Genomic DNA, 13,256 nt, shown 5'->3' with positions numbered 1-13,256 from the left:
GCCACCTGCCTTCGGTGCAAAGGACAAGAGAAGCTCACTCCCCTTTTTGTTACCTGATTAGCCGCCAGGAGTGCTTCATGCCTGATTACCGCTCGAAAACGTCCACCCACGGTCGCAACATGGCCGGCGCACGCGCCCTGTGGCGCGCCACCGGCATGAAAGATGCCGACTTCAAGAAGCCGATCATCGCCATCGCCAACTCCTTCACCCAGTTCGTCCCGGGCCACGTGCACCTGAAGGACCTGGGCCAGCTGGTGGCCCGCGAGATCGAGCGCGCCGGTGGCGTGGCCAAGGAATTCAACACCATCGCCGTGGATGACGGCATCGCCATGGGCCACGACGGCATGCTGTACTCGCTGCCCAGTCGCGAGATCATCGCCGACTCGGTCGAGTACATGGTCAACGCCCACTGCGCCGACGCCATCGTGTGCATCTCCAACTGCGACAAGATCACCCCCGGCATGCTGATGGCCGCCCTGCGCCTGAACATCCCGGTGATCTTCGTGTCCGGCGGCCCGATGGAAGCCGGCAAGACCAAGCTGGCCAGCCACGGCCTGGACCTGGTCGACGCCATGGTGATCGCCGCCGACAGCTCGGCCAGTGACGAAAAGGTCGCCGAATACGAGCGCAGTGCCTGCCCTACCTGCGGTTCGTGCTCCGGCATGTTCACCGCCAACTCCATGAACTGCCTGACCGAAGCCCTGGGCCTGGCCCTGCCGGGCAACGGTTCGACCCTGGCCACCCACAGCGACCGCGAAGAGCTGTTCCTCAAGGCCGGCCGCACCATCGTCGAACTGTGCCAGCGCTACTACGGCGAGAACGACGAGTCGGTACTGCCGCGCAACATCGCCAACTTCAAGGCGTTCGAGAACGCCATGATGCTCGACATCGCCATGGGCGGCTCGACCAACACCATCCTGCACCTGCTGGCCGCCGCCCAGGAAGCCGAGATCGACTTCGACCTGCGCGACATCGACCGGTTGTCGCGCAGCGTGCCGCAGCTGTGCAAGGTGGCGCCGAACATCCAGAAGTACCACATGGAAGACGTGCACCGCGCCGGCGGCATCTTCAGCATCCTCGGTTCGCTGGCCCGTGGCGGCCTGCTGCACACCGACCTGCCGACCGTGCACAGCCGCAGCATGGAAGAAGCCATCGCCAAGTGGGACATCACCCAGACCGACGACGAAGCGGTGCACCACTTCTTCAAGGCCGGCCCGGCCGGCATCCCGACCCAGACCGCGTTCAGCCAGTCGACCCGTTGGGAAACCCTGGATGACGACCGCGAGAACGGCTGCATCCGCAGCTTCGAGCACGCCTACTCCAAGGAAGGCGGCCTGGCCGTGCTGTACGGCAACATCGCGCTGGATGGCTGCGTGGTGAAGACCGCAGGCGTCGACGAGTCGATCCATGTGTTCGAAGGCAACGCCAAGATCTTCGAAAGCCAGGACAGCGCGGTACGCGGCATTCTGGCCGACGAAGTGCAGGCCGGCGACATCGTGATCATCCGCTACGAGGGGCCGAAAGGCGGCCCGGGCATGCAGGAGATGCTGTACCCGACCTCTTACCTGAAGTCCAAGGGCCTGGGCAAAGCCTGTGCGCTGCTGACCGACGGGCGCTTCTCGGGCGGCACCTCGGGCCTGTCCATCGGCCATGCTTCGCCGGAAGCGGCAGCAGGGGGCGCGATTGGCCTGGTGCGCGACGGCGACAAGGTGCTGATCGACATTCCCAACCGTTCGATCAACCTGCTGGTCAGCGATGAAGAGCTGGCGGCGCGGCGTGTCGAGCAGGACAAGAAGGGCTGGAAGCCGGTCGAGCAGCGTCCGCGCAAGGTGACCACCGCACTCAAGGCCTACGCCCTGCTCGCCACCAGCGCCGACAAAGGCGCTGTGCGCAACAAGGCGATGCTGGACGGTCTGTAAGGTCTGGCAAAATAAAGAACCGGCGCCCAGGCGCCGGTTTTTTTTGCCTGCGGTGCGGTGTTCGCCGGCAACGCCGGCTCCTACAGACGCCGTGGCCCCCGTAGGAGCCGGCGTTGCCGGCGAAGAGGCCGGTACAGAGGGCGGCAACATCTGCCCCTTACACCCCAGCCCCGCATCTGTTTTCGTCCGTCTTTGCTTGCCGAGGAATATGGTTATTCCAAAACCATCTATCTAAATTCCATTTAGATCTAATTTCGTTGTTTTTCAGGCTGTTAGCATTTCTGTTCGCAATCGCGCACAGACGCGACGCCCCGCCCTTTGTCTGGAGCTTCAATGAACCTGCCGCTGTTTCTCAACCTGCTGGTGTTCGCAGCCTTGCTGCTGGGCCTGGCGCAAACCAGCAAGACCTCCTGGAGCCTTGCCAAGAAAGTGCTGGTCGGCCTGATCGTCGGCGTGCTGTTCGGCAGTGCCCTGCATGCCATCTACGGTGCCGGCAGCCCGGTCCTGAAAAGCACCATCAGTTGGCTCGACCTGGTCGGCAACGGCTATGTGGGCCTGCTGCAGATGATCGTCATGCCGCTGATCTTCGTCTCGATCCTCAGCGCCGTGGCACGCCTGCACAACGCCTCGTCGCTGGGCAAGATCAGTTTCCTGACCATCGGCACCCTGCTGTTCACCACGGCCATCGCCGCGTTGATCGGCATCGGCCTGACCAACCTGTTCGGCCTCAGCGCCGAAGGCCTGGTGGCCGGCGTGCAGGAAACCGCGCGCATGCAGACCATCCAGAGTGACTACGCGGGCAAGGTCGCCGACCTCAACATCCCGCAACTGCTGCTGTCGTTCATCCCCACCAACCCGGTGGGCGACCTGGCCCGGGCCAAGCCGACCTCGATCATCAGCGTGGTGATCTTCGCCGCGTTCCTCGGTGTGGCCGCCTTGCAACTGCTCAAGGACGACGCCGACAAGGGCAACCGTGCGCTGGTGGCCATCGACACCCTGCAGGCCTGGGTGATGCGCCTGGTACGCCTGGTGATGAAGCTCACCCCATATGGCGTGCTGGCGCTGATGACCAAGGTGGTGGCCAGCTCGAACCTGGACGACATTCTCAAGCTGGGCAGTTTCGTGGTGGTGTCGTACATCGGCCTGGGCCTGATGTTCGTGGTGCACGGTGTGCTGCTGGGCCTGGGCGGGGTCAACCCGCTGCGGTTTTTCCGCAAGGTATGGCCGGTGCTGACCTTTGCCTTCACCAGCCGCTCCAGTGCGGCGAGCATTCCGCTGAGCATCGAGGCGCAGACCCGTCGCCTGGGCATCCCTCAGGCGATTGCCAGCTTTGCCGCCTCGTTCGGCGCGACCATCGGCCAGAACGGTTGCGCAGGCCTGTACCCGGCGATGCTGGCGGTGATGGTGGCCCCGGCGGTGGGCATCGACCCGCTCGACCCGCTGTGGATCGCCACGCTGGTGGCCATCGTGACCCTGAGTTCGGCCGGGGTGGCCGGGGTGGGTGGCGGTGCGACCTTCGCCGCGCTGATCGTGCTGCCGGCGATGGGCCTGCCGGTGGAGCTGGTGGCGCTGCTGATCTCGGTCGAGCCGCTGATCGACATGGGCCGCACGGCACTGAACGTGAGTGGTGCGATGGTGGCCGGTACCCTGACCAGCCAGGCCATGGGGCAGACCGACAAGGTGCTGCTGGAGGCCGATGAGCATGCGCAGTTGACGCATAGCTGAAGGCCCCTTCGCCGGCAAGGCCGGCTCCTACAGGGATCGTGTAGGAGCCGGCCTTGCCGGCGAAGACATCAACGCCGCTCCCACACCTCGAAATGATACGCCGGCCTGCCCTCTTCAGCCGCGTTCGCCTGGGTCGAGGTCCTCGCCCACTGCTGCGCATCCACTTCAGGGAACCACGCATCTCCCACCGGGCTGAGCTCGACCCGCGTCAGGTACAGGCGATCCGCCAGCCCGCGTTCCAGCGCCTGCCCGTACAGCTGCGCACCGCCGATCAGCATCAGCTCGTTCACACCGTGCTCCAGCGCCCACTGCTCGGCCCGCACGATGGCCTCATCCAGCGAGCCGAACACCTCGGCGCCCTCCAGCACCAGGCCCGGCTGACGGCTGACCACCAGGTTCAGACGCCCCGGCAACGGGCGCCCCAGCGAATCCCAGGTCTTGCGACCCATGATGATCGGCTTGCCCAGGGTAGTGGACTTGAAGAATTTGAAATCACCTGGCAGATGCCAAGGCATACGGTTGTGGATGCCAATGACGTTGTTCTCGGCGACGGCCGCTATCAGGCATAGAGGTAGTGATGTTTTCATGCGCGGGAGGATAGCAAAGCTCGCCAACCGATGCGTGAGTTATGCTTCGAATCATCTGACCAATGGAAGCTGGGTGTGACTGGACTGACTGACCTGGACAAACGCTGGCTCACCGAAGCCGTGCGCCTGCGTGAAGAACATGCCGGCGCGCTGGAAGACCAGGAAGCCAACCGCCGCGCGCGCCAGCAAGGCGGCGACCTGGCTGCACGCATCGAACACCGCGCCCTGTGGCTGGCCGAACGCGACGGCCTGCGCGCCGCGCTGGGGCGCTGGAAAGCCGGGGCGCGCCTGGCGCTGCTGGCCCTGCTGCTGCTCGCCGTGCTCAGCGGCGCCGGCCTGGCCTTCGCCGGGCTGGGCGACGGCCAGCGCCCGGTCAACGTGTTCTGGGCGCTGGGCAGCCTGCTGGGGCTTAACCTGCTGATGCTGCTGAGCTGGGCTCTGGGCTTTGCCCTGGCCGGCGACCATGGCGCCAGCCTGGGGCGGCTGTGGCTATGGCTGAGCGAAAAGTTCGCCCGCGATGCCAAGGCCGCGCACCTGGCCCCTGCCCTGCTGGTGCTGCTGCAACGCCAGCGCCTCAACCGCTGGCTGCTCGGCCTGCTGGTGCACGGCCTGTGGCTGCTGGCGCTGGCCAGCGCCCTGGTGGTGATGCTGATGCTGCTGGCCACCCGGCGTTATGGCTTTGTGTGGGAAACCACCATCCTCGACCCCGACACCTTTGTCGGCCTGACCCAGGCCCTCGGCACCCTGCCCGCGCTGCTGGGTTTCAGCGTGCCGGACGCGGCCATGATCCGCGCCAGCGGCGCCAGCCAACCGGCGCTGGAGCTGGCACGCCAGTCGTGGGCCGGCTGGATGCTCGGCGTGCTGGTGGTGTACGGCCTGCTGCCGCGGCTGGTGCTCGCGGCCCTGTGCCTGTGGCGCTGGCACAGCGGGCGCCGGCGCCTGGGCCTGGACCTCAACCTGCCCGGCTACAGCGCCCTGCGCGACGTGCTGATGCCCAGCAGTGAACGCCTGGGGGTCAACGACCCTGCCCCGCAGGCCTTGCCCGAAATCACCCGCAGCGAAGGCGACGCACCGGCCGAGGGCGCCTTGCTGGTGGGCCTGGAGCTCGACGACCAGCGCCCCTGGCCGCCCGCCCTGCCAGCCTCGGTGACCAACGCCGGCATCCTCGACAGCCGCGAATCACGCAACAGGCTGCTCGAACAGCTGAGCCGCTTCCCGCCCGCGCGCCTGGCCATCGCCTGCGACCCGCGCCGCTCGCCCGACCGGGGCAGCCTGGCGCTGCTGGCCGAGCTTGCGCGCAGCGCCGGGGCCACGCGCATCTGGCTGTTGCAGGCGCCACCCGGCCAGGCACTGGACGCCGACCGCCTGGGCGACTGGCACCAGGCGCTGGAGCAACTGGGCCTGGCCTACGCCGACAGTGCCCCCCTCAACTGGCTGGAGCATGGCCATGACTAAGCCGTTGAAACTGGCCGTGGTCGGCCACACCAACGTCGGCAAGACCTCGCTGCTGCGCACGCTCACCCGCGACGTGGGTTTCGGCGAAGTCTCGCACCGCCCCAGCACCACCCGGCATGTGGAAGGCGCACGGCTGTCGGTGGAGGGCGAGCCGCTGCTGGAGCTGTACGACACCCCGGGCCTGGAGGATGCCATCGCGCTGCTCGATTACCTGGAGCGTCTCGATCGGCCTGGTGAGCGGCTGGACGGCCCGGCGCGGGTCGAGCGTTTTCTGCAAGGCAACGAGGCGCGCCAGCGCTTCGAGCAGGAGGCCAAGGTGCTGCGCCAGTTGCTGGCCAGTGATGCCGGGCTGTACGTGATCGACGCCCGCGAGCCGGTGCTGGCCAAGTACCGCGATGAACTGGAAGTGCTGGCCGGTTGCGGCAAACCGCTGCTGCCGGTGCTCAACTTCGTGGCCAGCAACGAGCATCGCGAGCCGGACTGGCGCGAGGCCCTGGCACGCCTGGGGCTGCACGCACTGGTGCGCTTCGACAGCGTGGCCCCGCCGCAGGATGGCGAGCAGCGCCTGTACGAAAGCCTGGCCTTGCTGCTGGAGAATGCGCGCCCGGCCTTGCAGCGCCTTATCGATGACCAGCAGGCCCAGCGTGTAGCACGCCAGCACAGCGCCAAGCGCCTGATTGCTGAACTGCTGCTCGATTGCGCGGCGTGCCGGCGTAGCGTGATCGCCAGGCCGGAGGCCGAGGCAGCGGCGATCAGCGAGCTGCATCAGGTGATTCGCCAGCGTGAACAACGCTGCGTCGAGGCGCTGCTCAAGCTGTATGCGTTTCGCAAGGACGACGCCAACACCGGCGAGCTACCGCTGCTGGACGGGCGCTGGGGCGATGACCTGTTCAACCCCGAGACCCTGAAATTGCTGGGCGTGCGCCTGGGCAGCGGGGTTGCCGCGGGCGCGGCGGCCGGTGCCGGGGTCGACCTGCTGGTCGGCGGCATCACCCTGGGGGCGGCCGCACTGGCCGGGGCGATTGCCGGGGGGGCGCTGCAGACGGCACGCAGTTACGGTTCGCGGCTGATGGGCAAGCTGAAGGGCCAGCATGAACTGACGGTGGACGACGGGGTGCTGCGCTTGCTGGCGTTGCGTCAGCGTCAGTTGCTGGCGGCGCTGGAGGGGCGCGGGCATGCGGCGACAGCTCGCATCAAGCTGACGTTGCCCAGCGACAAGGGCTGGCGCGAGGGCAAGTTGCCGGAGGCGCTGAGCAAGGCGCGGGCGCACCCGCAGTGGTCGTCGATGAACCCAGGGGCCAAACTCGGGCAGGCGGAGCGGCAGGAGCAGATCGACAGTCTTGTGCAGGAGCTTTAAGGCCAATCGCGGGTCAAGCCCGCTCCCACAGAGAGTGTGCGATCCCTGTGGGAGCGGGCTTGACCCGCGATGGCGGTCTCAGATCAGACGTGCAACATGCCCCTCCGCCAACGCCGGCCCAACGCTCATCCCCACCCCGCTGTGCATCAGCGCCGCACTCACCCCCGGCGCTACCGCCAGCAGCGAAAACGGCCCCGGCCCACCCGAGCCGTACACCCCCTGCCAGCGCTCCAGCACCTCGATGCGCCCACCCAGCGTCTGCTCGGCCAGCTCGATCATCCAGTTGTCCACCTGCTCGGCATTGAACGGCGACGCATCGCTGCCGTAGGCATGCGAATCGCCGATGATCAGCTCGCCATGGGGCGTCGGGCTGATCAACAGGTGAATGCCGTTTTCCAGCAGGTGCGGGCTGTCGGCCTGCACCTCGGCGCGCAGGGCCTGCGCCTGCGGCAGGTCGGCATACGCCCCGTAATGCAGGCAGCTCAACCCGGTCAGCAGCGAATGCTGCAGGTCCAGGCCGAAGCGTGGCCGGGCGCGCAGCATCTGCAGGCGACATACCTGCGGCTGCAACTGCGACATCGGCTCGGCGAGCAGCGTTTGGTAGTCGTGCCCGCTGCACACCACGATATGCTCGCCGCTGAAGCGACCGGCGGTGGTGGTCAGAAACCCCGGCTCCACCTCGCGCACCAGCGTGGAAAAGTGGAACTCGACGCCCAGTTGCTCGCGCAGGTAGTTGACCAGCGCAGGGATGGCCTCGCGCGAGTACACCTGCTGATCGTCCAGCCCACGCAGGGCGGCGCGATGATGGCGGAACTGGCCATCGTACAGCGCATCGAGCGCGGCGCCCTGCAGCAGTTCGACCGGGTAGCCGTGCTCGAGTGCACGCCCGTTGCAGAAGGCTTCGAGCAGGTCTTGCTCCAGCGCGGTGCGGGCCAGCAGCAGCGAGCCGTTGCGCTTGAGCGCAAAGCCGGCGTGCTCGGCCCAGTGGGCCCAGATGCCGCGGCTGGCCTTGGCCAGTTCGAGCATCTGGCCGGGTGGCTGGCCGCTGACCAGGGCCTGGCCGAAGTTGCGAATGGAGGCGCCCAGCGGGGTGGCGCTGCGTTCGAACACCTTGACCCGCAGGCCGCGCCGGGCTGCGGCGTAGGCGTGGGACAGACCGAGGATGCCGGCGCCGACGATGAGAAAATCTGACATGGGGGTTCCCTTCAGGATTGTGGTGCGGCCATCGCGGGTCAAGCCCGCTCCCACAAGGACGGCGATGATCCCTGTGGGAACGGGCTTGACCCGCGATGAATGCGAAGCGGATTTACTGCTGCGCCACCTTCTCCGACTTGCCGTCATAGCGCTTGCGCCACTCGGCCAGAATGCTGTCGCGGTTCTTCGATGCCCAGCCGAAGTCGTTCTTGATCAGACGCTGCTCGTAATCGGCCGGCAACTCGGTCTGCGGCTTGGCAATGCCCGGCTGCGCCAGCACCGCGAAGTTCTCCTTGTACAGCTCCATCGCCGCCGGGCTCGCCGAGAAGTCGGCCAGGCGCTTGGCCGCGGCTTCATGCTGACTGCCCTTGATCAACGCAGTGGCCTCGATCTCCCAGCCCAGGCCTTCCTTGGGCAGCACGATATCCAGCGGCGCGCCCTGGCGCTTGAGCTGCACCGCCGGGTACTCGAACGAGATGCCGATCGGGAACTCTCCCGCCGCCGCCAGCTTGCACGGCTTGGAACCGGAGTGAACGTACTGGCCGATGTTCTGGTGCAGCTCGTCCATGTACTGCCAGCCCTGCTTCTCGCCGAAGGTCTGCAGCCATGCGCTCACATCCAGAAAACCGGTGCCGGACGAGGCCGGGTTGGGCATCACGATCTTGCCCTTGTACTCGGGCTTGGTCAGGTCCTGCCAGCTCACCGGCTTGCTCAGCCCCTGCTTCTCGGCCTCGATGGTGTTGAAGCAGATGGTCGCCGCCCACACGTCCATGCCCACCCACGCCGGCGGGTTGGCCGCATCGCGGTAGTTGGCGCCGATCTTGTCCAGGTCCTTGGGGGCATAGGTCTGCAGCATGCCCTGCTGGTCGAGGATCGCCAGGCTCGACGCCGCCAGGCCCCACACCGCGTCGGCCTGCGGGCGATCCTTCTCGGCCAGCAGCTTGGCGGTGATGATGCCGGTGGAGTCACGCACCCACTTGATCTCGATATCCGGGTTGGCCTTCTCGAAGGCCTGCTTGTAGGTCTTGAGCTGTTCGGCCTCCAGCGCGGTGTACACGGTGAGCTGGGTGTCGGCGGCCTGGGCCTGCACGGTCACGGCAGCGAGCACGGCAGCGGCAAGAGCAAGTGGCTTGAACATGGTGCGGTTCCTTTGAGCAGTACAGGGTTGGAAGAGCAATCAGTGGCCCGGCGCGCGCTGGCGCCAGGCCTGGGAGCGTTTGAGCAGGCCACGCGAGGCCCACGCCAGCAGCAGTGACACGCCGGCGCTGGTCAGCAGGATCAGGGTGGACATGGCGGCGGCACCGCCGACGTTGCCGGCATCGTCCATGTTCAGTACCGCCACCGCGGCCAGGATGGTGTCGGGGCTGTAGAGGAAGATGGCCGCCGACACGGTGGTCATCGCCGAGACGAACAGGTAGCGGATGATGTCCAGCAGCGCTGGCAGGCAGATCGGCACGGTAACCCGCGCAAAGTGGCGGTACAGCGGGGCCTTGAGCGACAGCGCGGCGGCCTCGAACTCGCTGTCGAGCTGGCGCAGTGCAGTGGTGGCGGTCATCTGCGCGGTGGTCAGATAGTGCGCGATGGTGCACACCACCAGCAGCGTCATACTGCCGTAGAACACATGCAGCGGGTTGCCCGGCAGGTTGAAGAAGAACACGTAGCCCAGCCCCAGCACCAACCCAGGCACGGCCATCGGCACGAAGCTGAGCAGGCGCAGCAGCAGGTTGAGACGGCCTCTGGTCTTCTCCATCAGGTAGGCGCCGCTGAAGATCACCGCGCTGCCGATCAGGGCGGTGCCCAGCGCCATGGTGATGCTGTTGCGGTAGGCCAGCCAGCCGCCGCCGGCGGTGTCGTCGAACTGGTAGTGCTTGAGCGACAGCGACAGGTTGTAGGGCCAGAACTTGACCAGCGAGGAGTACACCGCCATGCCCACCACCAGCAGCAGAATGGCGCACACCAGCAGCACGATGGCCAGGAAGCACGCATCACGCCGGCGGCTGGGGGCCGGCTCGAACACCTGGGCGCGACCGCTCATGGCATCGCCCTGGCGCCGGCGCAGCCAGGCATCCACCGCAAAGCTGAGCAGCGCCGGCACCAGCAGCACCATGCCGATCAGTGCACCACGGCCGAACTGCTGCTGGCCCACCACCGCCTTGTAGGCTTCCAGCGCCAGCACCTGGTAGTCGCCACCCACCACCACCGGCACGCCGAAGTCGGTGATGGTGAGGGTGAACACCAGGCAGAACGCGGCGAACACGGCCTGGCGCGTGGCCGGCCAGGTGATGCTGGTGAACGCGCGGCGTGGCCCGGCGCCCATGCTGGAGGCCGCATCGAACAACCGTGCATCGGCCAGCGACAGTGCCGAGAGCAGGATCATCAGCGCATGCGGGAAGGTGTAGATGGCCTCGCCCAGCACGATGCCCCAGAAGCCATAGATATTGTCGCTGAGCAGCCCGCGCAGCAGGCCCTGGTTACCGAACAGGTACACCAGCGCGATGGCCGGCAGCATCGAAGGCGCCAGCAGCGGCAGCAGCGAGATCCCGCGCCAGATGCGCTTGCCCGGAATCAGCGTGCGTTGCAGCGCATAGGCGAACAGGTAGGCGGTGGGCACCACGATGGCCGCCACGCTCAGCGCGACGGTGAGGCTGTTGCCCAGCAGCCAGTGGAAGTTGGCGCTGGCGAACAGTTCGCGGGCCGCGACCAGCCCGCCGCCCTGCCCGGCATCGCTGCTGAAGCCGCGCCAGAAGATCGCCAGCAACGGCAGCAGCACCGCGACGGTCAGCAGCACCAGCAACAGCCATTTGCCGCCGGTCACGAACAGGCGATCACCCAGCGCGACGCCGCCGGTGGTCTTGGCCTTCGCAGGTGCGATCGGCAGGCTCATCGGCGCGCCCATGTCAGGCAAACACCTGCAGGCTGCGCGGCGGCAAGGCCACCCAGATATCCTGCGAGCCCAGGCGCGGCATCGATTCGGGCGCCACCTCGGCGGTGAGTGCGTGGCCAGGCAGTTGGTTGAACTCGAAACTCATGCGGCAGCGATTGCCAAGGAAGGTGATTTCCCGCACGCGGGCCGGGAACAGGTTTTCTTCATGCACCGGCGGGTTGACGCTGATCGCCTCGGGGCGGCAGAACAACCGGCCACTGTTGGCCGCGCCCGCACCGGGGGCCAGGCGCAGGTTCATGTCACCTACCTGGGCATGGCTGTCGCTGCGCTGCTGGAATGGCAGCCAGTTGCCCTGGCCGACGAACTCGGCCACGAACGGCGTGGCCGGCTTGTCGTAGATGGCCTGCGGGGTGTCGTACTGCTCGACCTGGCCGTTGTTCATCACCGCGATGCGGTCGGCCATGAGCATGGCCTCGTCCTGGTTGTGGGTGACCATCAGGGTGGTGATGCCAAGCTGGCGTTGCAACTGACGCAGCTCGCTGCACAGGTGGTCGCGCACGCGGGCATCGAGGGCCGACATGGGTTCGTCGAGCAGCAGCAAGGAGGGTGCCGGGGCGAGTGCGCGGGCCAGGGCCACACGTTGTTGCTGGCCGCCGGAGAGCTGGCCGGGGTACTTCTTCTCGCTGCCGCGCAGGCCGACCAGGTCGAGCATGTCGGCCACGCGCTGACGGGATTCGTCGCGGCTGCTGGCGGTCAGGCCGTAGGCGATGTTGGCTTCGACGGTGAGGTTGGGGAACAGCGCGTAGGACTGGAACAGAATGCCGTAGTCGCGGGCCTGGGGCGGCAGCTCGGAAATGTCGCGGTCACCGATGTAGAGGGTGCCGCGGTCCTGGCGTTCGAGCCCGGCGATGCAGCGCAGCAGGGTGGTCTTGCCGCAGCCGGAGGGGCCGAGCAGGCACACCAGTTCGCCGGCGGCGATGTCCAGGGACACGTCGTGCAGCGCGGTGAAGGCGCCGAAGCGTTTGTGGATGCCGCGCACTTTCATCTGTGCGCCGGGGGTTGCGAGTGCGTTGTTCATGCCGGAACCTCACTGAACGAGTGAGGGCCATGCTAGGCGGGCAATGCGAAGGTTCTGTGGCGGTGGGGCAAAAGCGGGTGATAGTGGTATAGGCAGATTTTGTAGGGCTGCTGCGCAGCCCATCGCGGGTCAAGCCCGCTCCCACAACGATCTTGTGGGAGCGGGCTTGACCCGCGATGGCTATGGACCAGACGCCGAGACTTCCTGGGCCAGGCCGAGAAAGGCAGCAGGCAACCGCGCCTGGCGCCGTTCCTTGAGGCAGTACAGGTACTCATGCATCACCGGCGCCCCCTCCAGCGCCAGCACCTTCAGCTCCGGGTTATGCGGCACCTCGTGGCGGGCGATGATGCTGATGCCGATGTTGCGCAGCACCGCCTCGCGGATCGATTCGCGGCTGCCGATCTCCAGCAGCGAGCCCACCTTAACCCCCGCCTCATCGAGCATCTGCTCGGTGAGCCGGCGCGTGGTCGAGCCCTGTTCGCGCATCAGCAGGCAATGCCCGCCCAGCGCACTCAGCGGCACCGCCTCACGCGAGGCCAGGGGATGGTTGCGGTGCACTGCCACCACCAGCGGGTCGACGCCCAGCACCCGCCGCACCAGCCGCGCATCCTCCACCAGCTGTGACGAGGCGGCCATGTCCACGCGGTAATCCTCCAGCCACTCCAGCACCTGCTGCGAGTTGCCGATCTCCACCGACAGCTCCACCTGCGGCAGGCGCTCGCGGAAGATCTTCACCAGGTCGAGAATGTAGTACGGCGCCGTGGCCGCAATGCGCAGGCCGCCCTGCCCCTGGCCGCTGTTGCGCAGGAAGAACTCGATATCCGACTCCTGCTGCATCAGCGCCTTGACCATCGGCATCAGCCGCGTGCCGTCGTCGCTCAGGGTCAGGCGGCGACCGCCACGAAAGAACAGCTCGACCCCGTACTGGGCCTCCAGGTTGCGGATCTGCGTGGTCACCGTCGGCTGGCTGAGCCCGAGTTTCTTCGCCGCCAGGGTAATGCTGCCCAGGCGGGCCACCATGTAGAACGCCTTCAACTCGGAACTCAACATACCGCCT

At 66.9% G+C, this 13,256-nt stretch carries 10 protein-coding genes; 4 read left to right on the top strand and 6 right to left on the bottom strand.

Annotated features, from left to right (window positions below):
- Positions 1–77: 77 nt before the first annotated feature.
- Complete coding sequence (ilvD, locus tag QMX96_RS04090; RefSeq protein WP_043860003.1) at positions 78–1,919, top strand: dihydroxy-acid dehydratase; 1,842 nt, start codon at positions 78–80, stop codon at positions 1,917–1,919.
- A 333-nt stretch (positions 1,920–2,252) separates the two neighbouring features.
- Positions 2,253–3,644 carry an L-cystine transporter gene (locus QMX96_RS04085; protein WP_058541775.1) on the top strand — a complete coding sequence of 464 codons (1,392 nt, stop codon included), beginning with the start codon at positions 2,253–2,255 and terminating at the stop codon, positions 3,642–3,644.
- Between the two features lie 68 nt (positions 3,645–3,712).
- Here the strand turns inward: QMX96_RS04085 and QMX96_RS04080 are convergent, their stop codons facing one another.
- On the bottom strand, positions 3,713–4,231 hold the full coding sequence (locus QMX96_RS04080; RefSeq protein WP_282361206.1) for a dihydrofolate reductase: 519 nt from the start codon (positions 4,229–4,231) through the stop codon (positions 3,713–3,715).
- A 75-nt stretch (positions 4,232–4,306) separates the two neighbouring features.
- On the opposite strand from QMX96_RS04080, the gene QMX96_RS04075 reads away from it, so the two are divergent.
- Positions 4,307–5,686, top strand: a complete 1,380-nt coding sequence (locus QMX96_RS04075; protein ID WP_088514640.1) for a DUF2868 domain-containing protein — start codon at positions 4,307–4,309, stop codon at positions 5,684–5,686.
- The gene (locus QMX96_RS04070; protein ID WP_058541772.1) at positions 5,679–7,043 is read left to right on the top strand and encodes a DUF3482 domain-containing protein; all 1,365 of its coding nucleotides are present in this window, start codon (positions 5,679–5,681) and stop codon (positions 7,041–7,043) included. The genes QMX96_RS04075 and QMX96_RS04070 overlap by 8 nt, the downstream gene beginning before the upstream one ends.
- A 78-nt stretch (positions 7,044–7,121) precedes the next feature.
- Here QMX96_RS04070 and QMX96_RS04065 read toward each other — a convergent pair whose 3' ends face one another.
- The 5 genes from QMX96_RS04065 to QMX96_RS04045 form a co-directional block, all read right to left on the bottom strand.
- The gene (locus tag QMX96_RS04065) at positions 7,122–8,237 is read right to left on the bottom strand and encodes a TIGR03364 family FAD-dependent oxidoreductase (RefSeq protein WP_282361205.1); all 1,116 of its coding nucleotides are present in this window, start codon (positions 8,235–8,237) and stop codon (positions 7,122–7,124) included.
- Between the two features lie 112 nt (positions 8,238–8,349).
- The gene (locus tag QMX96_RS04060; protein ID WP_054915526.1) at positions 8,350–9,375 is read right to left on the bottom strand and encodes a putative 2-aminoethylphosphonate ABC transporter substrate-binding protein; all 1,026 of its coding nucleotides are present in this window, start codon (positions 9,373–9,375) and stop codon (positions 8,350–8,352) included.
- A gap of 39 nt (positions 9,376–9,414) precedes the next feature.
- Positions 9,415–11,133 (bottom strand): putative 2-aminoethylphosphonate ABC transporter permease subunit, encoded by a 1,719-nt coding sequence (locus QMX96_RS04055; protein ID WP_043863458.1) that lies wholly within the window; start codon positions 11,131–11,133, stop codon positions 9,415–9,417.
- Position 11,134: 1 nt separating this feature from the next.
- On the bottom strand, positions 11,135–12,199 hold the full coding sequence (locus tag QMX96_RS04050; protein WP_058541770.1) for a putative 2-aminoethylphosphonate ABC transporter ATP-binding protein: 1,065 nt from the start codon (positions 12,197–12,199) through the stop codon (positions 11,135–11,137).
- 180 nt (positions 12,200–12,379) lie between these two features.
- Complete coding sequence (locus tag QMX96_RS04045; protein ID WP_043863456.1) at positions 12,380–13,249, bottom strand: LysR family transcriptional regulator; 870 nt, start codon at positions 13,247–13,249, stop codon at positions 12,380–12,382.
- Between the last annotated feature and the right edge of the window lie 7 nt (positions 13,250–13,256).

The organism is Pseudomonas sp. PS01300 (genome assembly GCF_029960155.1).
Classification (GTDB): domain Bacteria; phylum Pseudomonadota; class Gammaproteobacteria; order Pseudomonadales; family Pseudomonadaceae; genus Aquipseudomonas; species Aquipseudomonas palmensis.
The sequence above is the reverse complement of the archived record's forward strand: the minus strand, read 5'-3'. Positions and strand labels throughout refer to the sequence as shown.